This is a genomic window from Patulibacter americanus DSM 16676, assembly GCF_000420025.1.
GTDB classification, from domain to species: Bacteria; Actinomycetota; Thermoleophilia; order Solirubrobacterales; family Solirubrobacteraceae; genus Patulibacter; species Patulibacter americanus.
Genome location: NZ_ATUD01000001.1, coordinates 496,647 through 521,515 on the forward strand (window position 1 = coordinate 496,647; position 24,869 = coordinate 521,515).

A 24,869-nucleotide genomic window follows, 5' to 3' on the forward strand; every position below is an offset into this window, starting at 1 on the left:
ACGACGGTCCCCCTCTCAACCCCCTCCGGGGCTCCCGCGGCTCACGGCCCATCCTAGCTCGCGACCGCGTTCAGGCCTCCCGACGCGGGGCGCCGTACTCGTCGTCCTCGACGTGCCGGCCCCAGGTGACCGGGCTGCCCGCGTCGTCGTGCTGCTGCAGCGCCACGTGCGCCATGAACCGGTTCGGGGCGGCGCCGTGCCAGTGGTTCTCGCCCGGCTCGAAGAACACGCGGTCGCCGGCGCGGAGCGTCTCGACCTCGCCCCCCTCGCGCTGGCAGAGCCCGACGCCCTCGGTGACGAAGATCGTCTGCCCGTGGGGATGCGTGTGCCACGCCGTCCGTGCGCCCGGCGTGAAATGCACGAGCGCGGCGGCGAAGGTCGAGGTCGCCTCCGGCGCGGCGACGCCGTCGATGTAGACGTCGCCGGTGAACCAGTCGGCCGGACCCTTCTGGGTGTCGACGGTGGTGCGGGTGATCTTCATGGTGCTCTCCGTGGTCGGTTTCCAGGACACTGCCCGACCATGACCCCCGAGGAGCGCCGCGCGCGGTTCGCCGCCGTCCACCTGTATCTCGTCGCGCCCCTGACGCCGCACGGGCGGACGCTGCTCGACGTGGCGACGCACGCGATCGCCGGCGGCGTCGACGCGCTGCAGGTGCGCGACAAGACCGCGACGGACGACGAACTCGTCACCGCGCTGCGGATCCTGCGCCCGCTGTGCGACCTGACGGGCACGCTGCTCGTGCTGAACGACCGCCCCGACCTGGCCGTGGCCGGCGGGGCCGACGCGGTGCACGTCGGCCAGGGCGACATGCCGGTCGAGGAGGCGCGGGCGATCGTGGGCGACGACCTGCTGATCGGCCTGTCGACGCACACCGTCGAGCAGGTCGACCTCGCCCACGCCGGGGGGCCGACCGGCAACGTCCTCGCGATCCCCGACCACATCGGCGTCGGCCCGATCCACGCGACGCCGACGAAGGCCGAGGCCGCACCGATCGGTACGGCACTCGTGCAGCACGCCGCGGGTGCCCCGAGCCGCGACGACGTCCGAAGCGATCCGGCCCGAGACGCTCGGGGTGGGGCCCGCACGCTCTCCACCGGCGGGCTCCCCTTCGTGGCCATCGGCGGGATCGACACCACCACGATCGGCGCGGTCCTCGACGCCGGCGCCCCGCGCGTCGCGGTCGTGCGCGCCATCGCCGACGCCGACGACCCCCGCGCCGCCGCCGCCCTCCTGCGGCATGCGGTCGACGCCCGCCGCCGCTGAGCCGCCGGGGGCACCCCCTGCCACGGTCCGGAGCCGCCCGCGGGGGCGGACGCGGGCGCCGGGGTCAGGCCATGCCCGTCCCCGCGCGCAGTATGAGAATGCTCGGTCTGCTTGTCATTCTCATACTGCCCCGCGCGGCCCGTGCGTCGTCCCGGCCGCACGCACGGCATGATGGGGCCGATGGCCGACCGCAAGCGCAAGAGGAAGCAGCGTCCGACCGCCCCGGCGGCCCGGCCCGCGGCCTCGGCCCCGGAGTCCGGCGCCTCCCCCGCCGCCGCTCCCGAGCGTTCAGCCGAGGAGGCCGGCGGCCGCGACGCCATGCGCCGCGGCTACGCGAAGGCGGAGCAGAAGAACATCGCCGCCCGCGAGGCACTCCAGCCGATCTCGACGGCGAACCGCCCCGGCATCGTGCTCGTCGCGTGCGCGTGGCTGCTCGTCGCGTGCGCCAGCATCGTCTACTCGCTCATCACCGCCGACGGCAAGGGCGTCGCCGCCCAGCGGGGCTCGAACGCGCTCGTCCTCGTGATCATCGTGATGGCGATCGTCGGCACCTGGCAGCTCAAGGCCTGGGCGATCCTCGGCACGCAGACGATCCTCGCGCTCGCGTGCGTGTTCACGATCCTCGCCGCCGCGCTCATGCCCGACCTGCTCGTCGCGCTGCTGCTGGTCGCCAGCGCGCTGGTCAGCGGCGCGATCTTCTACCGCATGATCAACGTGCTGGCCCGCGTGCAGAAGGCGGAGCACATCCGCCGCGGCACGCTCCCCGTCGACGTCCCGCCCGACGTCGACGGCCGCTGAGCCCCGCCGCGCGGCCGCGGCCCCGGCCCGCAGGGTCCGCCGCGTGGGCCACCGGCCGTGGCCGGCCGCGCGTCGCGTTGCACGCCGTCGTGCGCAAACCCCCCACCGCAACGGCCGATCCGGGGCGGATCGGTAGGGTCGCAAGGGCGACTTCGTAAGCGACGCAGGAAGACGTCACCAATGGCTCAGTACGACACCATCGTCATCGGCTCCGGACCCGGCGGCTACGTCGCCGCCATCCGTGCGGCGCAGCTCGGTCAGAAGACCGCGGTGGTGGAGAAGGACACCGTCGGCGGGCGGTGCCTGAACTACGCGTGCATCCCGGCGAAGGCCGTCCTGCGCACCGCGGACGTCCTCACGGAGGCGAAGGACGGCGACGAGTTCGGCCTCGTCATCCCCGAGGTCTCCGTCGACTTCCCGAAGGTCGCCGCGCGCCGCCGCAAGGTCATCGACCAGCTGACCTCCGGCGTCGCCGGGCTGTTCAAGAAGAACGGCATCGAGTACCTCGAGGGCGAGGGCAAGCTCGACGCGGACGGCAACGTCGTCGTGAACGGTGAGACCCACACGGCCAGCAAGGGCGTGATCATCGCGACGGGCTCCGTCCGCCGCGCGATCCCCGGCGTGGAGTACGGCGGGAACGTCATCGGCACGGAGGAGGCCTGGGCGCTCGACACGCTGCCGGGCTCCATCGCCGTCGTGGGCGCGGGCGCGTCGGGCACCGAGATCGCCTCGGCCTACGTGCGCCTGGGCTCGCAGGTCCAGCTCTTCGAGTTCCTCGACCGCGTGCTCCCCTCGGAGGACGTCGACATCTCCCGCGTCGCCAACCGCGAGTTCAAGAAGCAGGGCATCGACGTCCACGTCGGCACGAAGGTCTCGAACGTCCAGACCACGGAGAGCGGCGTCACGTTCTCCTACGCCAAGGGCGACGCCGAGCCGACGCAGGGCCAGGCGGACTACCTCGTGATCGCCACGGGCCGCGCCCCCGACGTCGAGGCGCTCGGCCTCGACGCCGCCGGCATCGAGCTCGACGACAAGGGCCTGATCAAGGTCGACGGGCGCCTGCGCACGTCGAAGAAGGGCGTCTGGGCCATCGGCGACCTCGTCCCGGGCCCCGCGCTCGCGCACAAGTCCTCCGACGAGGGCGTCATCGCGGCCGAGGACATCGCGGGCCAGGAGACGCACCCGATCTCCTACATCGACATCCCCCGCGCGACCTTCTGCAAGCCGAACGTCGGCTCCTTCGGCCTGACGGAGCAGCAGGCGAAGGACGCCGGCTACGACGTCGTCGTCGGCAAGGTCCCCTACGGCGCCGTCGGTGGCGCCACGGTCTACGGCGAGTCCGGCACGATCAAGATCATCGGCGACAAGAAGTACGGCGAGCTGCTCGGCGGCCACATCGTCGGCGCGAAGGCGACCGAGATGATCCAGGAGCTCGTGAACGTGAAGGCGCTCGAGGGCGGCTACGCCGAGGTCGCCCGCACGATCCACGGGCACCCGACGCTCTCCGAGGCCGTCATGGAGGCCGCGCGCGCGGCCGACGGCTGGCTCATCCACGGCTGAGCGCACGCCGTGTCCGACCGCCCCGCCGAGGACCTGCCGCTGACGCGGTGGCCCGGCGGGGCGCCGGAGCCCCCGCCCGCGCCGGCCGACGAGGGCCCGCCCGCCTTCTTCTTCGACTTCCGCGACCCGGAGTCGTACCTCGCGGCCGAGCGCGTCCTGCGGACGCTGCCCGTGGCCACTCCCTGGGTGCCGATCGACTCGGCGCGCCTGCCCTCCTCGTCGTGGGACGGGTTCCGCTGCGAGACGGACGAGGCCGCGGCCCGCGAGCGGATCGCCCGCACCGCCGCCGACCGCGGGCTGCAGCCCCTGCGCTGGCCGGCCCAGGTCCCCTTCGACAGCCGGCTGGCACTTCTGGCCGCGTGGTACGCCAAGGGCATCGGCCGCGTGGTCTCCTTCGCGCTGCCCGCGTTCCGCCAGGCCTACGCGGGCGGCCACGATCTGAGCACGGAGACCCCGGTGCTGCTCGCGGCCTCGGCGTGCGAGATGCACCCGCGTGCGGTCCTCCAGGCCTTCGAGCGGCCCGTGATCGCCCGCGCGCTGGACGACGCCACGGACCGTGCGATCGCCGCGGGCGTCCTGCGAACGCCGGCGGTCTGGACGGGCGACGCGGTCTTCCACGGCGACGACGGCCTGGACGACGCCGCGGCGCACCTGGCGCCGCGGGCGGCCGGCGACTGAGCGCCCGCCCGGGCAGGCCTCCTCCGCGGCGGCAGGGCGGCGGTGGAGCGCCGGTAGGGCGTCGGTGCGACGGACCCGCCGGTCAGTCCAGGTCCAGCCCGAGGTCGAGCTGCTCCTCGTGCTCGTCCGGGTCGGCCTGGCGGCGGCGGCGTGCCGCCTTCTTCCAGTGGCGGACGAGCTCGCGCGAGGTCGCCGAGCGCCAGGAGACGCCGCGGCAGACCGGCTCGATGCGCACGTCGCCGCCGGTCTCGACGCCGATGACGAGCGCCATGAACCGGCGACCCTTCTTGTCGACCTCGACGATGTCCCCGGTCTCGATGGGCGCCCGACGCACGGAGCCGAGGCTAGCCCATCTGCCCCCCGGCACCGGCTCGGGCGGGACGTGGCGTGTGCGCCATCTCGCGGTGTCGTTCACACCGCAACAACTTCCGTGCAGGTACCTTCGAGCACCGTGTCCGAGGTGCCCTCCCCTTCCGTCGCCGAGCGGACGCCCGATGCGCGCGTCGCGATCATCAGCGACACGCACTTCCCCCGCCGCGGCATCCGGCTGGCCGACGAGATCGTCGCCCGCATGCGCGACGCCACGGCGATCATCCACGGCGGCGACATCACGAGCCGCGAGGGCCTCGACGAGCTGCGGGCGATCGGTCCGCCGGTGCACGCCGTGCTCGGCAACAACGACGGCGAGCTCGCGGGGCTGCTGCCCGAGGAGCTCACCGTCACGATCGCGGGCGTGCGGATCGGGATGATCCACGACGCCGGCGCGCGCGCCGGCCGCCTGAACCGCATGCGACGCCGGTTCCCGGAGGCCGACGCCGTCGTCTTCGGCCACAGCCACATCCCGCTGCACGAGCAGGCGGACGACGGGTTCCAGATCTTCAACCCCGGCAGCGCGACGGACCACCGCGGACGGTGGCCGGTGCACACCATGGGCGAGCTGCTCGTGGTCGGCGGTGAGGCCCGCTTCGGGCTCATCGACCTCGAGTCCTGAGCCCGTCGGGACGTTCTCCCTGCACCGGACGGGGTTGCCGTTCGGCGTCCGATTCGCGTTTCGAATCGCGCGATACGAACCCTCAAGGTTTCTGACACGAAACCGATACAGAGAGTGCGGCCCGCCCCCGGGGCCGCGACGCAGCGAAGGCAGAACCCCGTGCTACGACTCTTCCGCACCAACCGCGGCCCCCGGTCCACCCCCTCCCAGGCCCCGACGGACCTCGACGCGGTCACGCCGTCCCCCGGCGGCTCCGCGTCCGAGACCCTGGCCGGCACGCCGATCGGCCCGGCAGGCCCCCTGCTCGACCGTCTCGAGCGCAGCGGCGTGCGCACCCGCGTGAGCGTGCGCGGCACGCTCGACGACGTGCCCGAGGCCACCGGCTCCGCCGCCCTGCTGGTCGTCCGCCACGCCCTCGACGACGCGAAGCACGACGGCACCATCGACCTCCGCGTCCGCGAGGACCACGGCGAGCTCGCCGTCACGATCTACAGCCTCCCCCGTCCCGGGCGCGGCGTCGACGCGGACCGGCCCGACACCTCGACGTGCGCGCTGCGCGAGCCCGTCGCCCGCGTGAACGGCACCGTCGTCTCCCGCTGCACCTCCGCCGGCTGGATCGTCACCGCCCGGTTCCCGCGGGTCGCCGTCGCCGCCTAGAGCGGTCGCCCCGACCCCGGCCGTCGCCGCGCGGAGCCGTCGCGACCGCCTCGCCGGCGCGACGGGCCCTTCCCCCCGTCCGGCGCTCCCACCCCGGCCGTCGCCGCGCGGCGCCGTCGGGGCCGCGTCCCCGGCACGGCCTGCACTTCCCCCCGTCCGGCGCCCCCTCGGCCGTCCGGTTCTTCCCGCGTGCCGACCCGCGCGCGCGGGCAGGCCGCCTAGCGTGGAGCGGGTGCCCGAGGTCCTGATGCCGCGCCTCTCCGACGCGACGGAGGAAGCCACGATCGTCGCCTGGCTCGTCGACGACGGGGCCACGGTCTCCCCCGGCGACGAGATCGTCGAGATCGAGACGGACAAGGCGACAACGTCGTACGGCGCCGAGGCCGCCGGCACGCTGCGCATCGTCGCCCCGATCGGCCACACCGTCCGGGCCGGGACGGCCATCGCCCGCATCGAGACCGGGAACGGTCGCGGCTCGGGCGTCGACGTCGTGGCGGGCGACGGGCCCGGCGCCCCCGAGCCGGGCCTCACGAGCCGGTCGGAGGCCGGGACCCCCGAACCCGGGCCCTCCCCGGAGCCGTCCCCCGCTCCGGAGCCGACCCCGTCGCCGTCGCCGGAGCCCACGCCCGAGCCGGGCCCGGCTCCCGAGCCCTCCGGCGCGGCCTCCGCGGCGGCGACGGACGCGCCTGTCGCCGCAGCGACCCCCGTCGCGGCGCTCGTCCCCGAGGGTGCCACCCGCCGGGTCCCGAGTCGCGTCGAGCGCCTCGTCGCCGACCGGATGACGCAGAGCCGCACCACGATCCCCGACTTCGCGGTGGCCGTCGACATCGACATGGGCCGCGCGCTCGAGCTGCGCGCCGAGCTCAAGACGGTCGGCGCCATCGGGGGCAGCGGTCGCACGCCGTCGGTGAACGACCTCGTGGTCAAGGCCTGCGCCCTGGCGCTCCGCGAGCACCCGCGGATCCGCTCCGCCTGGGACGACGACGGCACGGTCGTCGAGCACGAGGCCGTCCACGTGGGCGTGGCCGTGGCGACCGACGACGGCGGGCTCGTCGTCCCCGTCGTGCGCGACGCCGACCGGCTCGGCCTCGGCGCGCTGGCCGCCACGACCCGCGACCTGGCGAGCCGGGCGCGCGCGGGGCGGGTCACGCCGCGCGAGCTCTCCGGCGGCACCTTCACGATCAGCAACCTCGGGGCGCTCGGCGTCGCGCACTTCACCGCCATCGTCTCGCCCGGCCAGGGCGCGATCCTCGCCGTCGGCGCGGTGGCGGACCGGCTCGTGGCCGTCGACGGGGCGCCCGCGGTGCGGCCCGTGATGACGGCGACGCTGTGCAGCGACCACCGGGTGATCTACGGGGCGCACGCCGCCGCGTTCCTCGACCGGCTGCGCACGCTGCTCGAGCACCCCGGCTCCCTCGCCCTGTAGGCGGCGTCGCGGCCGGGCCCGGCGGCCAGGGCCGGCCTGCGACGCGACGGGCCTCGACGGCCGCGACCGCGCGCCCGCCGCGCCGTCCTGGCGTCCCACGGCCCACCGGCGGCGACGTGCCATGCTCGAAGGCCATGAGCGAGCCCACCGACCTCGTCACCCCGCCCTCCGACGTCACCGTCGCGGAGGGCACGAAGCGCGGCACCGCGACGTCCCGCATCCCGACGCGCGTGCAGACCGCGATCGCGCGGCGCATGGCCGAGGTCCGCGCCACGGTGCCGACCTGGACGGCCACGATCGACGCCGACGTCGAGGAGCTGACCGTCGCGCTGAGCGGGGACGTCGAGCTCGTGGACGCCGTGGCGCGCGCCACCGGCATCGCCCTCGTCGAGCACGAGCGCGTCAACGGCGCGTGGCGCGACGGCCGGCTCGAGACGTGGACGCAGGCGAACATCGCGCTCGCCGTCGACCTCGAGGGCGCCTCCATCGTGCTGCCGACGCTGCCGGATGCCGGGACGCAGCCCCTGGCCGCGCTCTCCGCGCGCCGCCGCAGCGTGGTCCAGAAGGCGCACGAGGGGACGCTGCGCGCGCCCGACAGCGCGGGCGCCACCTTCGCCCTGATCGACGGCGGTGCCGCGGGCCCCGACCGCTTCGACGCGATCATGCCCCCCGGCACCGGCGCGTGCCTGGCGCTCGGTGCACCTCGGCGCCGCCCCTGGGTGATCGGCGAGCAGATCGTGCCCCGCCACGTCGTCTCGCTCACCCTGACGGCCGACCACCGGGTGATCTACCCCTCGCACGGCGGCGCGTTCCTCCGCCGCGTCGCGGACCTCCTCGAGGACCCGACGACGGTCCTGCGCGACTAGGAGCGCCGCCGCCCCGCCCCGCCGGTCCCGCCCCGCCGGTCCCGCCCCCGCCCCGCCGGCCTCCACGGCGTGCGGCACGGGCGGCGAGTCCCGCCGGCTCCACCCCTACGGCGTGCGGCGGACCATCGGCCGCGGCGGACCGGCCGTCCCGCCGGCCTGGTCGTTCGGCCGCGTGTCGTCGTCCTTGCGGGCGCGGTAGCCGCCGCGGTCGGGACGCACGACGGTGCACCACGCGCGCTCGGGCGAGCGCGTCGGGAAGCAGACCCGCAGGATGCTCGGCGCCAGGCGGCGCGCGTCGTAGGTGCGCAGCCGCGCCTTCGTGTACTCCGGTGCGCGGCGCGCGGCCACGCGCTTGGCCTCGGCGACCATCCGCTCGACCTTCTCCCGCTCGGCGGTGAGCGCCGGCCGGTGCACGATCCCGCCCACGAGCACCGCGACGACGCCGGCGACGAGCGCGAAGGTGGCCGCGCGGTCCCGGGCCACGATGCGCGGGAGCGACGGATCGCGCCGACGCAGGCTGCGCGCGCCCAGCGCCCCGCCGACCACGGCGAGCACCAGGTCGAACGCCACGAGCTGCGCGATCGTCGTCCACGACACGCCTCCGTCGCCCTTCACCGGCAGGAGCGCGAGCAGCCCCGCCTGCGCGAGGACCGCCAGCACGAACGCGAGCCGCGCGCTCTCCCCGCGCAGGCGCCAGCGCAGGCGGGCCAGCCACAGCGGCGGCTCGCGAGCGAGGGTGGATCCGGGGCGCCACATCGCCCTGAGAGTAGCCGTGCGCGAGTCGCCGACCTCGTCCTCTACGGTGAGATGCGTGGCCCCCTCCGGACCCCCCACCGGCCCCGCCGAGCACTCCGATCCGTCCGACGGACCCCGACGCCGGGAGGCCGCCGACTGGGATTGGGGCGGCGGCTGGGAGTCCCCGGCCGAGCGCCGTCCGCTCCACGAGGACGGGGGCGAGGACGGTCCGCCGGACCCCGTCGCGACCGACCACGTCGCGGACGACGGCGCCCGCGGCGCGCAGGACGACGGCCGCTCCCGGGAGGACGCCGCCCAGAGGGACGACGCACACGGCGGCCACGCCGCGCGCGAAGCCGACCTGGGGCCCGCGGACGACGCCGACGGGTCCGCATCTGCGCCGGGCGACACCGGTACCCGGCCCCGCCGGAGGCCCGTGGCCGCAGCCGGCGACCGACGCCGTCGCGGCGCCGCGGTCGCCGCGGCCCTTGCCGTGCTCGCGGTCGTCGCCGGGGCCGTCTTCGCCCTGACCGGCGGCGGCGACGGACCGGCCGCCGCGGGGGCCGACGGACAAGGCCTGCGGGCCGACGCCTCGGCGGCCTCCGCCGCCGCGGCCGACCGCATCGAGCAGGCCGCGGCGCTCGAGCGCTACGCCCGGATCGGTCGGCCGATCTACTGCGGCGCGGGACGGAAGCCGTGGGTCGCGCTGACCTTCGACGACGGCCCCGGCGAGCTCTCGCCCCGGTTCATCACGCTGCTCTCGAAGGAGCGGGTGCCCGCCACGATGTTCCGGATCGGCCGCAACGTGCCGGGCCACGAGGAGTACGTGAAGGTCCAGCGCAACCTGGGCTGGGACTCCGGCACCCACACGCAGAACCACCCGTTCCTCGCGAGGCTGAGCGCAAAGGAGCAGCGCGCCGAGATCGAGGCCGGCAACCGCGCGAGCGAGGTCGTGCTCGGCCGTCCCGCCGCGCTGTTCCGCCCCCCGTACGAGTCGCACGACCGCGACACGGACCGCATCGTCGAGGAGCACGGCATGGTCGAGGTGCTCTGGAACGTCGACACGCAGGACGCGCTGGGCACCACGAGCGCGGACGAGATCGTCGAGACCGCGAAGAAGGGCATGCGGCCCGGCTCGATCATCCTCATGCACGAGGTCAAGCCGAACACGCTGGCCGCGATGCCGCGGATCATCGCCGCGCTGCGCGAGAAGGGCCTGGAGCCCGTGACCGTGAGCCGCATGCTGGCCGAGGACGGCCCCACCGAGCGCCAGCTCCAGCAGGGCTACGACGGCTGCAGCGTCGACCTGACCCCGGGGAAGGCGGCCTCGTGAGCGACCCGCACGCGACCCCGGGGCCGACGGACGCCCCCGCTCCCGCCGCCGTGCGCCCCGACGACGCGCCCGCTCGCGTCGCGCTCGCCGACGGCGGCCCGATCGGCGTGGCCTGGCTCGGGACGGTCCCCTACGCCGAGGCGCTCGACCTGCAGGAGCGGCTGCGCGACGCGCGCATCGCCGGCGCGATCGGCGACACCGTCCTGCTGCTCCAGCACCCGCCGGTCTACACCCGCGGCCGGCGCGCCAGCCCGGAGGAGCTGCCCATGGGGAGCGATTGGTACGCCGCCCGGGGGATCGAGATCGTCGACGTGCGGCGCGGCGGCAAGGTCACCTTCCACGGCCCCGGCCAGCTCGTGGGCTACGTCCTCGTCCGCACGGGCGACGTGATCGCGATCGTCCGCGCGCTGGAGCGGGCGATGGTCGCCGTCGCCCGCGCCCACGGCGTCGACGCCCGCGGCCGCAACGACGAGGGCATCGAGTACACCGGCGTGTGGGTGGAGGGCCGCAAGGTCGGCTCGATCGGCCTGCACCTCTCCCGCGGCGTGACGACCCACGGCGTCGGCCTGAACGTCGTCACCGACCTCGACCCGTTCGGCTGGATCGTCCCCTGCGGCCTGACGGAGCCGATGACCTCGATCGCCCGCGAGACGTCGGCCCCGGACCTGGGGTCGGACCCGGCGCTCGACGCCGCGGCGGTCGTCCGCTCCGTCGGCGAGGAGTTCGCCGCGGCGCTCGGCCGCGAGCTCGGGGCGGCGACGGAGCCTGCGGACGCGGACGCGCTGCGCGCCGCGGCCGACGCCGTGCGCCCCGCGGGCGCCTGAGCGCCCCTTTCGAGCGGGCTGGAACCCCGTCCGTCGGCCACGCGGACGCGCCCACGGGCGCTCCTCGCGGACCACTACGAATATGCACAGCCGGCTTGTCATATCCAGACTGCCGCGCGGGCTCGGCCACCCCGTCCGCCGAGGCACGTCCGGGCCGCCTGCCCGGGCCCGCGCGGCCCGGGCGCCGTGAGACCCGACACGCGACCGGTCAACACCCCCCATCCTGGTCGGGTTTCGGGGCGTGCGCGCTACGCTGGAAGGCGTGTCCGAGTCCCCGAACGCGCAGCTCCCGGTCCGGCAGACGCGGTCCCGCGCCAAACCGGGCGGGATGGACGTCGCGAAGGTCCTCGGGACCAACACGATCGCCTACCGCGAGCGCAAGCCGGCCTGGTTCAAGGTCCCCGCGCCCGGCTCCCCGAAGTACCGGGAGCTGAAGGAGACGATCAAGGCCAACAACCTCAACACGGTCTGCTCCGAGGCCGCGTGCCCGAACATCGGCGAGTGCTGGGAGCGCGGCACTGCGACGTTCATGATCCTCGGCGACACCTGCACGCGCCGCTGCGGGTTCTGCCACGTCATGACCGGCACGCCGACGTGGAACGACCCGCTCGAGCCCGCCCGCGTGGCGCGCTCGATCTCGATGATGGGCCTGCGCCACGCCGTCGTCACGTCCGTCGACCGCGACGACCTGCCCGACTACGGCTCGCGCATCTGGGCCGCCACGATCAACCAGATCCGGCGCCAGTCGCCGGACACGAAGATCGAGACGCTGACCCCGGACTTCCGCGGCGAGGAGATGCCGCTGGCCACCGTGATCAACGCGGGGCCGGACGTCTTCAACCACAACGTCGAGGTCGTCCCGCGGCTCTACCAGATCGCCCGTCGCGGCTCGACGTTCATCCGCTCCTGCCGGGTGCTGAAGAACGCGTCCGACATGAACGCCGCCGGCATGGGCTCCCCCGGGATGAAGACGAAGTCGGGGCTGATGGTCGGCCTGGGCGAGAGCTTCGCCGAGGTCGTCGAGACGATGAAGATGCTGCGCGCCGTCGACGTGCAGATCATGACCATCGGCCAGTACCTGCGGCCGACGGAGAACCACCTGCCGATCGTGCGCTACTGGCACCCGGACGAGTTCGACGAGCTCGCCCGCATCGGCATGGAGGAGCTGGGCTTCGAGCACGTCGCCGCCGGTCCGCTCGTGCGCTCGAGCTACCACGCCGACGAGCACGTCAAGCAGGACCAGCCGGGCGTCGGCCCGCTCGCCGCCCCCGCGACGTCCGAGCCCGTTGTCGCCGCCTGAGCCCGACGCGCCGGCGCTGGGCGGCGATCCGCCGGCGTTCGCGCCGGCGGACGACGCCGTCGCCACGGGGCCGATCGAGCTGCCCGTCCGGGTGCGGTTCCTCGAGTGCGACCCGCAGGGCGTGCTCGCGCACCCGCGGTACCTCGACCTGTTCGACGACACCTACATGCGGCTGAACACGACCCGCCTGGGCGGGTTCGCGGCACTCATGCAGGGCGGGATCGAGACGCTCGTCGTCAAGACCGAGGTCGAGTTCGCCAAGTCCGCCCGCGCCGAGGAGGAGCTGCTCGTGACGCTCGACCTCGAGCGCCTCGGCCGCTCCTCCGTCACCCTCCGCTACCGCGCGACGGGCCAGGACGACGGCGAGCTGCGCGCGCAGGCGAAGACGACCTACGTCTGCGCGCTCGTCGGCCAGGGGAGGTCGGCCCCGTTCCCCCGCTGGATGCGCGAGCGCTATCTCGCGCTCGGCGGGCCGGGCTCCGACGCGCAGGCCTAGTACTCGCGGCCGCGCCAGGACCGGTCGGGCACGAACACCGCGCGGGTGAACGCCGCCACGACGGGGACGTCGAGCAGCGGTGCGAGCCACGCGGGGTCCGGGGCTCGCCGCGGCGCGAGGCCCCGGACCGTCCGCCGGAGCACCACGGCCCGGGCTATCAACAACGCGGCGTCGACCGCGTCGGCGCGGCCCACCGCCAGCCGCAGCCAGGGCAGGGCCTGGGCGACCCAGAGCACCGTCAGGTCCACCGCCATCCAGCCGCGCCCGGTGACGTCGGCGCCGGTGATCGCCCGCCGCTGCACCCGCCAGGAGGAGGCCCGGCCGGGGGACGGCCGCACGTCGGCCAGCGCGGTGGCGTCGGCACCCGCCACGAGCCACCCGCGGCCGGCCAGGGCCCGGGCGAGCGCGATGTCGTCCGTCAGGCCCCCCGCCCCGAGCGCGAACCCGCCGGCCTCGCGCAACGGCCGGGCGCGGGCGCAGAGCAGCCGGCCGTTCGCCGTCGCCCGCGACGGCTGGGGCTCCGGCCCGCGCACGTCGGTCGGCCCGAACCGCAGAGGCACCGTCGCGGCGAATCCGGCGTGGACCGCGCGATCCACCCCGTGCGGCGGATCGACCCGCGGAGCGGCGCTCAGCAGGACCGGACGACGCCCCTCGGCCTCGCGCCGGCGCAGCTCGCCCACGAGGGCCGCCACGAGGCCGGGTCGGGGGCGCACGTCGGCGTCGACCGCGACGACCACCTCGCCCGCGGCGGCACGCAGGCCCTGCTCGAGCGCCCACGGCTTCCCGATCCGCCCCGGCGGCGGCTCCTGGCCCGCGATCACCGTCGCCCCGTGCGCCCGGGCGACCGCGGCGGTGTCGTCCGTGGAGCGGTCGTCGATCACGAGCAACTCGTCGGTCCACCCGTCCGCCGCGAGTGCGTCGAGGCACGGGCCGATCCGGGCCGCCTCGTTGCGTGCGGGGACGAGGACGGTGACCCGAGGGCGGTCCGCCGCGCGGGCGCCGTCCGCCGCACGGGGGCCGTCCGCCGCACGGGGGCCGTCCGCCGCACGGGGGCCGTCCCCGGGGGCCAGAGGCGCGTCGTCGCCCGTCCCCACCGGCGCCGTCAGCCGCGCGGACGGGCCGAGCGTGCGGGCCGCGCGGGCCAGGACGATGGCGGCGACGGCGATGCGGAGCGGGTGGGCCACGCGTCCCACGCTAGAGCGCGCGGGGCGGCGTCCGGGCAAGAGCCGGTGAACGTGGCGCCGGGTTCCCTTCGGCCCGCGCACGCGGTACGGTGCCGTTGACTGGCTGGCCAGCCAGGAACGACGGACGACGCCCCCAGGGGCGCGGAGGAGCAGCACATGGACCTCAACGACGATCCCGAGCAGGGCGCGTTCCGCCAGCGCGTGCGCGGCTGGCTCGCCGAGCACGCGGCCGAGGCGCCCGTGGTGATGGGCGAGGGCGCCATCGCCGACGAGCACGAGCGGATCGACGCCTGGCGCGCGTGGCAGCGCAAGCTCGCCGACGCCGGCCTGTGCGGCGTCACCTGGCCCGAGGAGTTCGGCGGCCAGGGCAAGGGCCCGATCGAGCAGGTCATCGTCAACCAGGAGCTCGAGCGCGCCGGCGTCCCCGGGCCGCTGGACTTCATCGGCCTGGGCATGATGGGCCCGGCGATCATCGTCCACGGCACGCAGGAGCAGAAGACCCGCCACCTCGGGCCGATGCTCCACGGCGACGAGGTCTTCTGCCAGCTCTTCTCCGAGCCCGCCGCCGGCTCCGACCTCGCCGGCGTCACGACGCGCGCGGTGCAGGCGGACGACGGCTCGTTCCGGATCACGGGCCAGAAGGTCTGGACGACGAACGCGCAGTTCTCCGCCTACGGCGTGCTCTTGGCCCGCACGGACGCCGACGTGCCGAAGCACAAGGGCCTGACGATGTTCCTCGTGCCGATGGACGCGCCGGGGATCACGATCCGTGGCCTGCGGCAGATCTCGGGCGAGGCGGAGTTCAACGAGGTCTTCCTCGACGACGTCGCCGTGCCTGCCGATGCGGTCCTCGGCGACGTCGGCGGCGGCTGGACGACGGCGCTGACCGTCCTGATGTTCGAGCGCCTCTCGCTGGGCACGACCTCCGTCGGCTACAGCGCCGAGCGGTTCGCCCAGGCGATCGCCGCCGCCCCGGGCGCCCGGGAGGACGCCGACGTGCGCCAGCGCCTCGGCGCGCTGGGCACGGAGCTCATCGCCGGGCGCTTCGCCGGCCACCGGCTGCTCTCCGACCTGGCGGGCGGGCGCCTGCCCGGGCCCGAGTTCGGCCTGGGCAAGGTCACCGTGGTGCGCTCCGCCATCGACGCAGGCGACCTGATCGCCGACGTCCTCGGCCCGGACGCGCTGGACGCGGACTCGGAGTGGGCGTACATGATCTCGTTCCTCCCCGGCCTGAAGTCGGCGGGCGGCACGGAGGAGATCCTCCGCAACACGATCGGCGAGCGCGTGCTGGGCCTCCCGCCCGAGCCGCGACGCGACAAGGGCGTGCCGTTCTCCGAGCTGCAGGCGCGCCAGACCGAAGGGACGGTGGCCTGATGGACCTCTCGCTGACCGACGAGCAGGTCTTCCTGCGCGACGCCGCCCGCGGCGCACTCAGCCGCGTCGACACGGTGGCCGCGGCCCGCGAGGCGCTCGAGGACGACGCCGCGCGCCCCGACCTCTGGCCCACGACGGTCGAGGCGGGCTGGACGGGGCTGTTGACCTCCGAGGCCAACGGCGGGGCCGAGCTCGGGCTCTACGACGCCCTGCTCGTGGCGCAGGAGGCCGGACGCGCGCTGGCCCCCGTCCCCCTCGTCTCGACCCTCGCGGCGGCGACGATCCTCGACGCCGGGAACGACGCGGCGGCCGAGCCCGCCGCCGCCGGCGAGCTGCGCGTGGCGTGGCTGCCGGCCGCGCCCCCGACCGACGTCGAGCCGCGCTGGACGGTCGACCCGCGCGGCGGGCTGCTGCGCGGCGACCTGCCGACCGCGACGGTCGACGGCGACGAGGCCACGCTGACCGGCGAGGTCTCGTGGGTCCCCGACGCCGCACAGGCCGACGCGCTCGTCGCGGTCGGGCGTACCGAGGACGGGCGGATCGTCGCGGTCCTGCTCGACGTGGAGGCGGCAGGCGTGAGCACCGAGGGCCTCTGGCGCTACGACCCGACGCGGCCGCTCGGCCACGTGCGGCTCGACGGCGCCCGCGGCCGGACGATCGCGGCCGACGAGGACGCGGTCGCCCGCGCCTGGCACGTCGCCCAGGCCGTGCTCGCGGCCGAGGCCGTCGGCACCGTCGACGCGATCCTCCCGATCGCCGTGGCGTACGCGAAGGAGCGCCACACGTTCGGCCGGCCGATCGGGTCCTACCAGGCCGTGAAGCACGGGCTCGTCGAGATCCTGCGCCAACTCGAGAACGCCCGCTCGCTCCTGATGTACGTCGCGTGGGCGGCCGAGAACGACCACGCGCAGCTGCCCCTCGCGGCGGCCGCGGCGCGCTCCGGCGCCGAGCACGCGCTCGACGTCGCGACGCGCCAGAACATCTCGGTCCACGGCGGCACGGGCGCGACGTGGGAGCACGACGCGCCCCTGTACTTCCGCCGCGCCCAGCTCTCCCGCCGCCTGCTGGGCGGCGCCGCCGGGGCCACGGACCGCGTCGCCGGCGAGCTGATGGCGGGGGTCACGCCGGCCTGAGGGGTGGAGGTCCGGGCGGCGCGTCCGCCCGGACCGCGGGGTGCCCCGGGCGGACCGTCGCGTCCGCCCGGGAATGCCCGGGCCCCGGACACGGGCCTGTCGCGGGCCGGACACCCGGCCGTCCCGGGTTTCGCCCCGCCCCGGGACGGAGAGAGGAAGATCGGTCCTTACGCGCGTCTGACGCGTCGTGCGCGACCCTTCATCGGCCGGCACATACGCAGGCCCCTCCGATCGCTGCCTCTCCCATGCCTCCCGAACACCGCTCCCTCTGGTCCGACGGTCCTTCCGAGGACGACCACCACGGCTGGCTCGAACCCGAACCGGAGCGCCCGGCGGAGGAGCCCACGCGCGAGCACCGCGCGGACGAGACGTCGAAGGGCCGGCGCACGCCGCGGGACTCCGACGCCCCGTCGGCCTGGAGCCGGCTGCGCCGTCGGCTGGTCACCCCGCTCGTCGCCCTCTGCGTCGTCGCGTTGCTCGTGTCGGGCATCGCGATCGGCATGCAGCTCGTCGGCACCCGCGACGTCGAGCGCACCGTGGTCCAGTCCTCCGGCGGCGCCGCGAACGCCGCGGCCGTCAAGGCGGCGTACGAGGCCACGCACGACGGCGTCGTGCGCGTGTCGACGAACTCCGGCAACGGCACGGGCTGGGTCTACGACGCGCGGGGGACGATCGTGACGAACAACCACGTCGTCTCCGGCGGCGGTGACTCCATCAAGGTGCGCTTCGGCGACCGCGGCGAGGACGTGCCCGCGCGGCTGCTCGGCACGGACGTGTCGTCCGACCTCGCCGTGCTGCGCGTCGACCCGGCCGACGTGCAGAAGCTCGTGCCCCTGAAGGTCGCGGACTCCGACAGCGTCCAGACCGGCGACCCCGTCATCGCCATCGGCTACCCCCTCGGGCTCGACCAGACGACGACCGCGGGCATCATCTCGGGCGTCGGCCGGCAGATCCGGGCGCAGAACAGCTTCTCGATCGACCGCGTCCTGCAGACGGACGCGCCGATCAACCCGGGCAACTCGGGTGGTCCGCTGCTCGACATGAAGGGCCGCGTCGTCGGCGTGAACTCGCAGATCGCCACCACCGGCGGGGGCGGCGGGAGCGTCGGCATCGGCTTCGCCGTCCCCTCGAACACCGTCAAGAGCGTGGTGCCCGTCCTGGAGCGCGGCGGCACGGTCAAGCACGCCTACCTCGGCGTGCAGGTCGCGGAGCTGACGGGCACGGACGGCGCCGCCGTCGCAGCCGTCACGCCGGGTGGCCCCGCCGCCCGCGCCGACCTGCGGGCCAGCTCGAACACCGCGACGCTCAGCGGCCGACCCGACGGCGACGTCATCGTCGAGATGGACGGTGAGCGGGTCGACCGCGCCGACGACGTGACGCGCATCGTCAACTCGCACCAGCCGGGCGACAAGCTCAAGCTCCAGGTCGAGCGCGACGGCGACCGCCGCACGGTCGAGGTCACCCTCGGGGACCGCCCCGCGACGACCGGCAGCACGAGCGGCGGCAGCGGCCCGGGCGGAGGCATCACCCCGACCCCGACGACACCCACGAACCCGACGACGCCCCCCAACCCCCTGGCCCCCTCGATCCCGTGAGCTTCGCGGCGCCGCTCTTCCTGCTCGCGCTGCTGCTCGTCGCGGCGGCCGCTGCGCTCTACGCGTGGACCGAGCGACGCCGCGGGACCGGACGCGAGGCGTTCGCCACGCCGGCGCTGATGCCGTCCGTCGCCCCCCGGCGCGTCGGCTGGCGCCGGCACGTCGGCCCGGCCGTCTACCTCCTGGCCGCCGCGGCGCTCGTCGTGGCCCTCGCCCGCCCCGAGCACACCGTCGCAGTGCCGGTGGAGCAGGCGTCCGTGATGCTCGTGACGGACCGGTCCGGCTCCATGCGCGCCACCGACGTCGCGCCGAACCGGATGGAGGCCGCGAAGCGGGCGGCGGGCGAGTTCCTCGACGACGTGCCGCGCGAGATCCGCGTCGGGGCGCTGGCGTTCAACCACCGCGTCCGCCTGCTGGCCTCCCCCACGACCGACCGCGCCCGCGTGCGCCGCGTGACGAACGCGCTCACCGCCCGCGGGTCGACGGCCGCCGGCGACGCGCTCGACGCCGCCCTGCGCTCCCTCCGCCCCCAGGGTGCGCAGCCCGACCAGACGCCCGCCGCGATCGTGCTGCTCTCGGACGGCGAGACCGTCCGCGGCCAGGATCCGCTGCCGGTCGCGGAGCGCGCGAAGGAGCTCGGCGTGCGCATCTTCACCGTCGCCGTCGGCACCGACGCGGGCACGTTGACCAGCCGCAACCCCGACGGCACGCTGAAGACGGAGAACGTCCCGCCCGACCGCGACGCGCTGCGCCAGATCGCGGAGGCGTCCGGGGGCACGTTCTCCGACGCGCCGAGCGCCGCGCAGCTCGAGGCGGTCTACCGCGACCTCGGCTCGAAGGTCTCCACCCAGCCGGGCCAGGAGGAGACGACCGCGGCGGCCGTCGGCCTGGCGACGGTGTTGCTCGTGCTCGGCGCGGGTCTCTCGCTCCGCCTCACCGGCCGCATCGTTTAACCCCGGGTTTCCCCGGAGCCGGAGTCCTTACGTTGTCCCCGCGCCCGCGTTTACGCGGGACTCAGCCCCGTGGGAGACGCTTGTTCGCGCAATGGTCGTCCCCCGCAGTGCCCTCGGGCTGCTCCTCGCCGGCTCGACCGGTCTGACGCTCGTAGGCGTCGGCGTCACCGGCCTGTCGGCCCTCGACCCCACCCTGCAACAGGCCGCGGCCGACGTGCAGCGGCAACAGCAGCACCAGCGCGTCGTCCCGGACGTCGCGCCCGACGTGCCCCGGACGCCCGCCGTCGACGCGCGCCCGCAGCTCGTGGACTGCCCCGAGGACCGCACGCCCGCCACCACGCCCGGGAAGGTCTGACCGTGCGCGTGCTGGTGGCCGAGGACCACGCGCGGGTCGCCGACGCCGTCGCCCGGGGCCTGCGCCGCACGGGCGTGGCGGTCGACGTGGCACCCGACGGCGAGCAGGCGCTCTACAAGGCGCGGGTCAATCCCTACGACGTCGTGGTCCTCGACCGCGACCTGCCCGCCCTGCACGGCGACGAGGTGTGCCGCACGCTGAACGCCGAGCAGCCGGGGACGAAGGTCCTCATGCTCACCGCCGCCGGCGGGCTCGACGACATGGTCGAGGGTCTCGCGCTCGGCGCCGACGACTACCTGACGAAGCCGTTCCGCTTCGCCGAGCTCGTCGCCCGCGTCGACGCGCTCGGGCGCCGCAGCGGCCGGGTGCGCCCCAGCGTGCTGCGCCACGGCGACCTCGAGCTCGACCCCGCCCGCCACGTGGCCACCCGCGGCGGCCGCACGCTCGACCTCTCGCCGAAGGAGTTCGGCGTGCTGCAGGAGCTGCTCGCCGCCGACGGCCAGGTCGTCACGACGGAGGGCCTGCTCGAGCGGGTCTGGGACGAGAACGTCGACCCGTTCACGAACACCGTGCGGATGGTCCTCGTGACCCTGCGCCGCAAGCTCGGCGAGCCCGGCGTGATCGAGACCGTGCGCGGCGCCGGCTACCGGATCTGACCGTGGGCGGGCGGGCGGACGTCGGACCGCGGGAGCGCGCACGACGGTCGCCCGTGCAGGGCGCCCGCCGGTGGGTCGCCCGCTCGCCGATGACGCGGCTGCCCCTGCGCGCGCGGCTGACGGCCCTCTACGCCACGCTCTTCGCCGGCACGACCGCGGTCGTGCTGGCCGTGGCCTACGGCGTGCTCTCCCGGCACCTGCACCGCACGCTGCCGGACCCGGTGGCCGACCCGATCCTCGACCGCGTCGTCCTGCAGCTCGTGCTCGTGCTCCTGGGCACGACGCTCCTGGCGGTCGTCCTGGGCTGGGTGGCCGCGCGCCGCGCGCTGCGCCCGATCGAGGACGTCACCGCGGCGGCCCGCCGGGTCTCGGACGACCGGCTGGACGAGCGGCTGGCGCTCGACGGCCCCCACGACGAGGTGCGGGAGCTGGCGGACACGTTCGACGCCATGCTCGACCGGCTGGCGGAGGGCATCGGCGCCCAGCGGCGGTTCGTCGCCAACGCCAGCCACGAGCTGCGCACCCCGCTGACGGCGATCCGCACCGAGGTCGACGTGACGCTGACCGACCCCGACGCGAGCCGCGAGGAGCTGCGGGCGATGGGCGAGAGCGTGCTGGCCGGCGCGGACGAGCTCGACGACCTGCTCGAGGCGCTGCTCGTCCTGGCCCGCAGCCAGCGCGGGGTGGCGCGCCACGGCCCCGTCGACCTGACCGACGCCGCCCGCCGAGCCGTCGCCGACGCGCCCGCGTGCCCGTCCCTCACGATCTCGGTCCACCCGCGCACCGACGGCGTCGTCGCCCGCGGCGACGCCGCGCTGCTACGGCGCGTGGCGGCCAACCTCGTCGACAACGCCGTGCGCTACAACGCCGACGGCGGCCTGGTGCGGATCGAGACCGCCCGCGGCCGTCACGAGGGTCGCGACTGGGCCACGCTGCGGGTCGTCAACACCGGCCCGCGGGTGCCGCCGGAGGACGTCGCGCGGATCTCGGAGCCGTTCGAGCGCCTGGGGCGCCACGGCAGCGGCTCGGGGCTCGGGCTCTCCATCGTGCGGGCCGCCGTCGAGGCCCACGGCGGCACCACCCGCATCGAGGCGCCCGCGACGGGCGGCCTCGACGTGACGGTCAGCCTGCCGGCGTGAGCGCGTCGTCCTCGGACTCGAGGACGAACAGCTCCGTGACGACGTCGCCCTGGACGTCGATGCCCGTGATCCCCTGGCGGACCGGCCGGCCGGCGAGCGCGCCGACGGCGGCCACCAGCGCCGCCTGGACCGCGTGCTGCTCCAGGGTGCGGAAGCTGCGCACCGTCTCCGCGTGACCGTCCTCCACCAGGCGCGTCTCGGCCGGCGTCATCGTGCCCTCGAGGATGACCAGCACGGCGTCGCGGCCGGCGAAGTGCGCCTTGCAGCGGACGGGCCCGCGGCCGAACTGCTCCTTGTAGTGCCGGGCGGCCGCGTCGGCGATGCCCTGCAGCGGGCTGCGGGACGGTGACGCGGGCGGGGCCCCGGAGGGGCTGTCGAGCTGCTGCATGGCGGGGAGCAAGGGGGACGGCGGCGCAAACGGCGTAAGCGAGACACGGTGTCTCGTCGCGGGCCACGGTCGGCGCTGCGGATGTCTCACTTTACCGTTCGCGAGGCCCGACGGCCAAATCGGGGTAACCCGTTAGGATCGACGTCCGTTCCCGAGACACGCCGTCTCGGGACCCCGCCTCCGGCGGGTCATCCAGGAAGCGTGCACCGTGTCGAGCGACCAGCACCAGGATCCGAGCCCCGTGGCCGAGGGTCGGCCCGCCCCCCGCAAGCAGCGCAGCGATGCCGCGCTGAACTACACGCGGCTGGTCGCGGCCGCGATGCGCGTGCTCCGGGAGGATCGCGACGCGAGCATGGAGCGCATCGCCGAGGTCGCCCAGGTCGGGCGGGCCACGGCGTACCGACACTTCCCCCGGCGCAGCGACCTCGTCGCCGCCGCCGCGCAGCAGGCCCGCGACGATGCCGAGGCCAACGAGCGCGACGTCCTGCGCCCGGCGGGCGAGCTCGCCTCGACGACCCCGGCGGTCCTCGACGTGGCCGACGTCCTCAACAAGGTTCCGCCCTACCTGCTCGGCGAGCAGATCGTGGCCGAGGCCAAGCGCCTCGCGGGCGTCCCGACCGTGGCGCTCTACGTCGTGGACATCGACGGCTCGCGGCTGCTGCGACTGAGCGGCTCGCCCGAGTTCCCGGACGAGTTCCCCGTGTCGCTCGGCGTGGGCCCCGAGTTGCCGCGCAGCGCAATCGCCAGCCTGCGCCACGTCGTCGGCAGCCGCATGCCGGGCGCCGCGATCGTCCCGATGTACCTGCGCGGGCGGGCGCTCGGCGTCCTGATGGCGGTGGACGCCCGCGAGGAGGACCTCCAGGACCTGGCGCGGCAGAGCGCCGCGGCCCTGCAGCTGGCCAACCACTACACCGACGTCTACGAGCAGGCCATGCGCCGCCAGCGGATCTCGCCGGCGTCCGAGATGCAGCAGAACCTGCTGCCGCCCCGCGTGGCGCGCATCGGCGGCGCGGCCCTCGCGGGCAACGTCCTGCCGTCCTACGACGTCGGCGGCGATTGGTTCGACTACGCCGAGAACGCCGACGGCGCCTGGATCGGCATCGCGGACTCGCTCGGCAACGGCCCCCGGGCGGCCGGCCTCGCTGCGGTGCTCCTCGGCGCGTTCCGGGCCGGGCGGCGCAACGACCGCGACCTCCCCGAGACGGTCGACCTGATGCACCGCACGATGGTCGAGCTCGAGACCCCCGGCTCGACGGCCACGGCGGTCATCGGCCGGTGGCACGCCCCGACCTCGACGTTCACCTGGATCAACCGCGCGCACCCCGCGCCGATCCTCATCACGGCCGACGGCCGCGTCGAGCTGCTCGACGAGCCGACGGGCGAGGCCCTGGGCGCGGACCCGGAGGCGACGTCGCCGCCGCCCGCCTCGCGGCGGCTGGAGCCCGAGGACCGGGTCGTCCTCTACTCCAACGGGATCTCGGACCGCATCACGGAGGACGGCAGCCCGTTCGGCGTGGACGGCATCATCGCCGCCGCGCGGACCGCGGCCAACCCGACGGCGCCCAACACGGTCAACGCGATCGAGGAGGCCGTCCTCAACGCGTCGACCGAGGGCCTGACGGACGACGCGACCCTCGTGGTGCTCGCCCCCACGGGCAACGACATGCCGGTCGCCTCGAGCTGACCACGGCCACGGGCTCGCGAGGCGTGGGCCGACGGCCCCGGAGCGTGGCGCGGCCGCAGTCCCGACGGACCGGCGCGGCGGGGGTCGTGCTGCGCCACGCTGGGTACCTGTCTCCCCGTCGTCCCCGCTCCGCGACCCGTCCTTATGGGCAGGTGACGGTCCGTCTCCTACCGTCCCTGAGGACGTCCTCGCCCGCCCGCCGAAAGACCGCCCCGTGAGCACCCCGATCCCGCCCTCCGCCGATCCCCAGCAGGCCGACGCCCCGACGAGCACGATCGAGGACGCCGCGCGCGACCTCGAGGCGGTGCTGCACGAGGTCAAGCGCGTCGTCATCGGCCAGGACGCGATGCTCGAGCGCGTCCTCGTGGCGCTGCTCGCCGGTGGCCACGTGCTGCTCGAGGGCGTTCCGGGACTCGCGAAGACGCTGACGGTCAAGACGCTCTCCTCCGTGCTCGGCGGCCAGTTCCGCCGCGTGCAGTTCACGCCGGACCTCGTCCCGGCCGACCTCGTCGGCACCCGCATCTGGCGGCCGGACACGGGCACGTTCGAGACGCAGCTCGGCCCGGTCTTCGGCAACCTGCTGCTCGCGGACGAGATCAACCGCGCGCCCGCCAAGGTGCAGTCCGCGCTGCTCGAGGTCATGCAGGAGCGCCAGGTGACGCTCGGCGGCGAGACGTTCCCGCTGCCCTCCCCGTTCCTCGTGCTCGCCACGCAGAACCCGATCGAGTCCGAGGGCACCTACCCGCTGCCCGAGGCGCAGGTCGACCGCTTCCTGCTGAAGGTCGTCGTCGGCTACCCGTCGATCGAGGACGAGGCGTCCGTCGTGCACGCGTCCGTCGGCGGCGGCGACGAGGTGCGGGAGATCATCACGCCCGACCGCCTGCTGGCCCACCGGCGCACGGTGCGCGCGGCCCACGTCGACCCGCAGGTCGTGCGCTTCGCCGTCGCGCTCGCCGACGCGACCCGCCACCCCGAGCGCTACGGCCTCGGCGACCTGCGCGGCGTGATCGACATCGGCGCGAGCCCCCGCGGTCCGATCGGCATGGTGCAGGCGGCCCAGGCCCTGGCCGTCCTGCGCGGCCGCGACTACGTGACGACCCGCGACGTGCGCGCGCTGGCGCCCGACGTCCTGCGCCACCGGCTCGTGCTCTCCTACGAGGCCCACGCCGACGGCACGAGCGCCGACGACGTCCTCGCCCGCGTGCTGCGCGCCGTCGACCCGAACGCCGGGGAGCCGGCGTCGCTCGTCGGTGACGCGGGTGCCGGGGCCGCCCCGCCGGCCGCCCCGCGGCAGGGTGCGTCGACCGAGGGTTCCCGGGGTGCCTACGTCGAGCAGCCGCCCCTCGGCACGCTCGGCCCCGACGCCCCGACGGCCGTGACGGGCGACGGCCGCGGGGCCGCGGCGGGCGCGGGTCCGGGCGGCGGCGCGAACGACCACGACGCCGACGCGGGCGCGTCGGACTCGCGGTGGACGCGCTGA

The 24,869-nt window shown here is 75.5% G+C and carries 26 protein-coding genes; 21 read left to right on the forward strand and 5 right to left on the reverse strand.

Translation table 11 applies throughout. From position 1 onward, the window contains the following. Positions 1–70: 70 nt before the first annotated feature. On the reverse strand, positions 71–481 hold the full coding sequence (locus F593_RS0102385) for a (R)-mandelonitrile lyase (RefSeq protein WP_022927162.1): 411 nt from the start codon (positions 479–481) through the stop codon (positions 71–73). 39 nt (positions 482–520) lie between these two features. Between F593_RS0102385 and F593_RS0102390 the strand changes: the two genes are divergently transcribed. The 4 genes from F593_RS0102390 to F593_RS0102405 all read left to right on the forward strand — a co-directional run bounded on the left by F593_RS0102390 (position 521) and on the right by F593_RS0102405 (position 4,300). Continuing rightward, entirely contained in the window at positions 521–1,264 is a 744-nt protein-coding gene (locus F593_RS0102390) for a thiamine phosphate synthase (RefSeq protein ID WP_022927163.1), read from the forward strand. A 180-nt stretch (positions 1,265–1,444) separates the two neighbouring features. Further along, positions 1,445–2,062, forward strand: coding sequence for a hypothetical protein (locus tag F593_RS0102395; protein ID WP_022927164.1), 618 nt, complete (start codon positions 1,445–1,447; stop codon positions 2,060–2,062). Positions 2,063–2,242: 180 nt separating this feature from the next. Beyond that, positions 2,243–3,622 carry a dihydrolipoyl dehydrogenase gene (gene lpdA / locus F593_RS0102400; RefSeq protein WP_022927165.1) on the forward strand — a complete coding sequence of 460 codons (1,380 nt, stop codon included), beginning with the start codon at positions 2,243–2,245 and terminating at the stop codon, positions 3,620–3,622. Positions 3,623–3,631: 9 nt separating this feature from the next. Then, entirely contained in the window at positions 3,632–4,300 is a 669-nt protein-coding gene (locus F593_RS0102405) for a DsbA family protein (RefSeq protein ID WP_022927166.1), read from the forward strand. Between the two features lie 82 nt (positions 4,301–4,382). On the opposite strand, the gene F593_RS0102410 is transcribed toward F593_RS0102405, so the two are convergent. Beyond that, on the reverse strand, positions 4,383–4,634 hold the full coding sequence (locus F593_RS0102410) for a hypothetical protein (RefSeq protein WP_022927167.1): 252 nt from the start codon (positions 4,632–4,634) through the stop codon (positions 4,383–4,385). Positions 4,635–4,751: 117 nt separating this feature from the next. On the opposite strand from F593_RS0102410, the gene F593_RS0102415 reads away from it, so the two are divergent. The 4 genes from F593_RS0102415 to F593_RS0102430 all read left to right on the forward strand — a co-directional run bounded on the left by F593_RS0102415 (position 4,752) and on the right by F593_RS0102430 (position 8,240). Then, complete coding sequence (locus F593_RS0102415; RefSeq protein WP_022927168.1) at positions 4,752–5,291, forward strand: YfcE family phosphodiesterase; 540 nt, start codon at positions 4,752–4,754, stop codon at positions 5,289–5,291. A 159-nt stretch (positions 5,292–5,450) separates the two neighbouring features. Further along, the gene (locus F593_RS0102420) at positions 5,451–5,948 is read left to right on the forward strand and encodes a hypothetical protein (protein WP_022927169.1); all 498 of its coding nucleotides are present in this window, start codon (positions 5,451–5,453) and stop codon (positions 5,946–5,948) included. A 232-nt stretch (positions 5,949–6,180) separates the two neighbouring features. Further along, positions 6,181–7,374, forward strand: a complete 1,194-nt coding sequence (locus F593_RS27675; protein ID WP_022927170.1) for a dihydrolipoamide acetyltransferase family protein — start codon at positions 6,181–6,183, stop codon at positions 7,372–7,374. Positions 7,375–7,508: 134 nt separating this feature from the next. Further along, the gene (locus F593_RS0102430; RefSeq protein WP_022927171.1) at positions 7,509–8,240 is read left to right on the forward strand and encodes a 2-oxo acid dehydrogenase subunit E2; all 732 of its coding nucleotides are present in this window, start codon (positions 7,509–7,511) and stop codon (positions 8,238–8,240) included. A gap of 105 nt (positions 8,241–8,345) precedes the next feature. Here the strand turns inward: F593_RS0102430 and F593_RS30195 are convergent, their stop codons facing one another. Next, on the reverse strand, positions 8,346–8,996 hold the full coding sequence (locus F593_RS30195; RefSeq protein WP_022927172.1) for a hypothetical protein: 651 nt from the start codon (positions 8,994–8,996) through the stop codon (positions 8,346–8,348). Between the two features lie 55 nt (positions 8,997–9,051). On the opposite strand from F593_RS30195, the gene F593_RS27680 reads away from it, so the two are divergent. The 4 genes from F593_RS27680 to F593_RS0102455 all read left to right on the forward strand — a co-directional run bounded on the left by F593_RS27680 (position 9,052) and on the right by F593_RS0102455 (position 12,928). Beyond that, positions 9,052–10,308: a polysaccharide deacetylase family protein gene (locus F593_RS27680; RefSeq protein WP_022927173.1), complete on the forward strand. Its 1,257-nt coding sequence runs from the start codon at positions 9,052–9,054 to the stop codon at positions 10,306–10,308. Further along, positions 10,305–11,132, forward strand: coding sequence for a lipoyl(octanoyl) transferase LipB (gene lipB / locus F593_RS21875; protein WP_022927174.1), 828 nt, complete (start codon positions 10,305–10,307; stop codon positions 11,130–11,132). Before F593_RS27680 ends, lipB begins: the two co-directional genes overlap by 4 nt. Positions 11,133–11,394: 262 nt before the next feature. Next, positions 11,395–12,432, forward strand: a complete 1,038-nt coding sequence (gene lipA, locus F593_RS21880; RefSeq protein ID WP_022927175.1) for a lipoyl synthase — start codon at positions 11,395–11,397, stop codon at positions 12,430–12,432. Beyond that, positions 12,419–12,928 carry an acyl-CoA thioesterase gene (locus F593_RS0102455; protein WP_022927176.1) on the forward strand — a complete coding sequence of 170 codons (510 nt, stop codon included), beginning with the start codon at positions 12,419–12,421 and terminating at the stop codon, positions 12,926–12,928. Before lipA ends, F593_RS0102455 begins: the two co-directional genes overlap by 14 nt. Here the strand turns inward: F593_RS0102455 and F593_RS21885 are convergent. Continuing rightward, positions 12,925–14,112: a glycosyltransferase gene (locus F593_RS21885; RefSeq protein ID WP_022927177.1), complete on the reverse strand. Its 1,188-nt coding sequence runs from the start codon at positions 14,110–14,112 to the stop codon at positions 12,925–12,927. The two genes, F593_RS0102455 and F593_RS21885, sit on opposite strands and share 4 nt — an antisense overlap. Positions 14,113–14,268: 156 nt before the next feature. On the opposite strand from F593_RS21885, the gene F593_RS0102465 reads away from it, so the two are divergent. The 7 genes from F593_RS0102465 to F593_RS0102495 all read left to right on the forward strand — a co-directional run bounded on the left by F593_RS0102465 (position 14,269) and on the right by F593_RS0102495 (position 21,317). After that, the gene (locus tag F593_RS0102465) at positions 14,269–15,486 is read left to right on the forward strand and encodes an acyl-CoA dehydrogenase family protein (protein WP_022927178.1); all 1,218 of its coding nucleotides are present in this window, start codon (positions 14,269–14,271) and stop codon (positions 15,484–15,486) included. Continuing rightward, positions 15,486–16,619, forward strand: a complete 1,134-nt coding sequence (locus F593_RS0102470; protein ID WP_022927179.1) for an acyl-CoA dehydrogenase family protein — start codon at positions 15,486–15,488, stop codon at positions 16,617–16,619. The genes F593_RS0102465 and F593_RS0102470 overlap by 1 nt, the downstream gene beginning before the upstream one ends. Positions 16,620–16,864: 245 nt before the next feature. Continuing rightward, positions 16,865–18,214, forward strand: a complete 1,350-nt coding sequence (locus F593_RS27685) for a S1C family serine protease (protein ID WP_022927180.1) — start codon at positions 16,865–16,867, stop codon at positions 18,212–18,214. Then, a complete protein-coding gene (locus F593_RS0102480) occupies positions 18,211–19,167 on the forward strand; it encodes a VWA domain-containing protein (protein ID WP_022927181.1) in 957 nt (318 codons plus the stop codon). Before F593_RS27685 ends, F593_RS0102480 begins: the two co-directional genes overlap by 4 nt. Positions 19,168–19,258: 91 nt before the next feature. Continuing rightward, on the forward strand, positions 19,259–19,522 hold the full coding sequence (locus F593_RS0102485; protein ID WP_022927182.1) for a hypothetical protein: 264 nt from the start codon (positions 19,259–19,261) through the stop codon (positions 19,520–19,522). 2 nt (positions 19,523–19,524) lie between these two features. Continuing rightward, positions 19,525–20,178 carry a response regulator transcription factor gene (locus tag F593_RS0102490; RefSeq protein ID WP_022927183.1) on the forward strand — a complete coding sequence of 218 codons (654 nt, stop codon included), beginning with the start codon at positions 19,525–19,527 and terminating at the stop codon, positions 20,176–20,178. A gap of 53 nt (positions 20,179–20,231) precedes the next feature. Further along, positions 20,232–21,317, forward strand: coding sequence for a sensor histidine kinase (locus F593_RS0102495; protein WP_051160374.1), 1,086 nt, complete (start codon positions 20,232–20,234; stop codon positions 21,315–21,317). On the opposite strand, the gene F593_RS0102500 is transcribed toward F593_RS0102495, so the two are convergent. Beyond that, complete coding sequence (locus F593_RS0102500) at positions 21,301–21,705, reverse strand: Na-translocating system protein MpsC family protein (RefSeq protein WP_022927186.1); 405 nt, start codon at positions 21,703–21,705, stop codon at positions 21,301–21,303. The two genes, F593_RS0102495 and F593_RS0102500, sit on opposite strands and share 17 nt — an antisense overlap. A gap of 208 nt (positions 21,706–21,913) precedes the next feature. On the opposite strand from F593_RS0102500, the gene F593_RS0102505 reads away from it, so the two are divergent. After that, positions 21,914–23,389, forward strand: coding sequence for a PP2C family protein-serine/threonine phosphatase (locus tag F593_RS0102505; protein ID WP_157251497.1), 1,476 nt, complete (start codon positions 21,914–21,916; stop codon positions 23,387–23,389). Positions 23,390–23,603: 214 nt separating this feature from the next. Next, positions 23,604–24,869: an AAA family ATPase gene (locus F593_RS21895; protein ID WP_022927188.1), complete on the forward strand. Its 1,266-nt coding sequence runs from the start codon at positions 23,604–23,606 to the stop codon at positions 24,867–24,869.

Coding starts and splice junctions, on each gene's coding strand:
- F593_RS0102385 (WP_022927162.1), bottom strand. CDS start 481: ATGAAGATCACCCGCACCACCGTCGACACCCAGAAGGGTCCGGCCGAC.
- F593_RS0102390 (WP_022927163.1), top strand. CDS start 521: ATGACCCCCGAGGAGCGCCGCGCGCGGTTCGCCGCCGTCCACCTGTAT.
- F593_RS0102395 (WP_022927164.1), top strand. CDS start 1,445: ATGGCCGACCGCAAGCGCAAGAGGAAGCAGCGTCCGACCGCCCCGGCG.
- lpdA (WP_022927165.1), top strand. CDS start 2,243: ATGGCTCAGTACGACACCATCGTCATCGGCTCCGGACCCGGCGGCTAC.
- F593_RS0102430 (WP_022927171.1), top strand. CDS start 7,509: ATGAGCGAGCCCACCGACCTCGTCACCCCGCCCTCCGACGTCACCGTC.
- F593_RS30195 (WP_022927172.1), bottom strand. CDS start 8,996: ATGTGGCGCCCCGGATCCACCCTCGCTCGCGAGCCGCCGCTGTGGCTG.
- F593_RS0102465 (WP_022927178.1), top strand. CDS start 14,269: ATGGACCTCAACGACGATCCCGAGCAGGGCGCGTTCCGCCAGCGCGTG.
- F593_RS0102470 (WP_022927179.1), top strand. CDS start 15,486: ATGGACCTCTCGCTGACCGACGAGCAGGTCTTCCTGCGCGACGCCGCC.
- F593_RS27685 (WP_022927180.1), top strand. CDS start 16,865: ATGCCTCCCGAACACCGCTCCCTCTGGTCCGACGGTCCTTCCGAGGAC.
- F593_RS0102485 (WP_022927182.1), top strand. CDS start 19,259: ATGGTCGTCCCCCGCAGTGCCCTCGGGCTGCTCCTCGCCGGCTCGACC.
- F593_RS0102500 (WP_022927186.1), bottom strand. CDS start 21,705: ATGCAGCAGCTCGACAGCCCCTCCGGGGCCCCGCCCGCGTCACCGTCC.